This window comes from Polaromonas sp. CG_9.5 (assembly GCF_035984465.1).
GTDB lineage: Bacteria > Pseudomonadota > Gammaproteobacteria > Burkholderiales > Burkholderiaceae_C > Polaromonas.
On record NZ_JAXCHR010000073.1, the window covers coordinates 1 to 1,207 of the forward strand.

A 1,207-nucleotide genomic window follows, 5' to 3' on the forward strand; every position below is an offset into this window, starting at 1 on the left:
TGCCCCATCGCTGGCAGCCTGCGGACTGACTCTTCTCTAACCCGCAGCATATTTCGGCAAGCCTGGTCAAGGTGCCATGACGAGCCGCTTACGGTGTAGCCTTAATTTGGACAGAGGTCTCATGTGCTCTTCTTGCTCGAAGAACATCCACGCAAGGGTCTGCGACTGCTCGTCTGATCGCTCCGGCCAAAATGGGGTGCCTTGGGCGAGGTAATACAGGATCGCTCCGGATTCGCCCAAATTAGTCCCGTCGTCCAGCTCCAGCACGGGAACCTTCTTCATGGGCGCCCTGGCAAGAAACGTGTCTGACTTGAGGTCACCTCGATCGATTGAGAGGGTAAGCCGCTCAAGACTGATGTTTAGGAAGCTCGCAAGGAGGCGTACTTTCCAGCAATTTCCCGAGCGCAGGGTATCAATAATGCGCAAAGGTCAGTCCACCTTGGTGTTAGCAGCTTTTGTGATCTGCGACCACTTATCGGATTCGCTGCGCACGTGTTTCAGGTAGGCCACCTCGCCGACCGGTAGCGGCTCGATACCCATCTCGGCGAGCTTGGTCTGGAGCTCCGGACGAGAAAGGGCACGGCCCAGGGCGTCAGAGACCAGCGCGGTTAGCTGTCGGGACGTTCCAGGTGGGGCAAGCAAGGCATTCCAAGACCCGATCAAAAAAGTGGGCACACCTGCTTCCTTGCTGGTGGGAAGGTTAGGCATCGCAGTGCTACGCACATCGTCGGCGACAGCGAGCCCTCTCAGGCGCCCGGCCTGAACCTGGCTCCTCACGACAGGGATTGCGTCAATAACGATTTGGATCTGCCCGCTAAGGGCGGCATTAATGGCCTCTGCGCCGCTCTTGAATGGGATGTGGACGATAGACGTGCCAGTAGCGATCTTGAAGAGCTCCAGCCCGAGATGGGGCGAGCTTCCATTTCCTGCAGAGCCAAAGTTGAGCTTGCCCGGGTTTGTTTTGGCATAGGCGACCAGGCCCTTAAGGTCTTCAACTTGAGGAATGTCCCCGATTGCAAGAACGTACGGTGAGTTGCTCACCAGGGAAACCGGCGTGAATGCGCCAGGCTCATAAGTGAGCTTGCTATAGATCATCTTGTTGACAACCTGCGTGGCGTTGTTGCATAAATTCCCTTGCAGCCGAATGAGCAGGCTGCCGCGCTGGTAGGCTCCCTGACTTTGCCTCGAACATGCGAAAAGACACTCT

The 1,207-nt window shown here is 56.8% G+C and carries 2 protein-coding genes; both read right to left on the reverse strand.

From position 1 onward, the window contains the following. Positions 1-66: 66 nt before the first annotated feature. Complete coding sequence (locus RCH06_RS17855; RefSeq protein WP_327082805.1) at positions 67-426, reverse strand: glutathione S-transferase N-terminal domain-containing protein; 360 nt, start codon at positions 424-426, stop codon at positions 67-69. Between the two features lie 3 nt (positions 427-429). Next, on the reverse strand, positions 430-1,207 hold a 778-nt coding region (locus tag RCH06_RS17860; RefSeq protein ID WP_327082806.1), incomplete at its 5' end, for a Bug family tripartite tricarboxylate transporter substrate binding protein.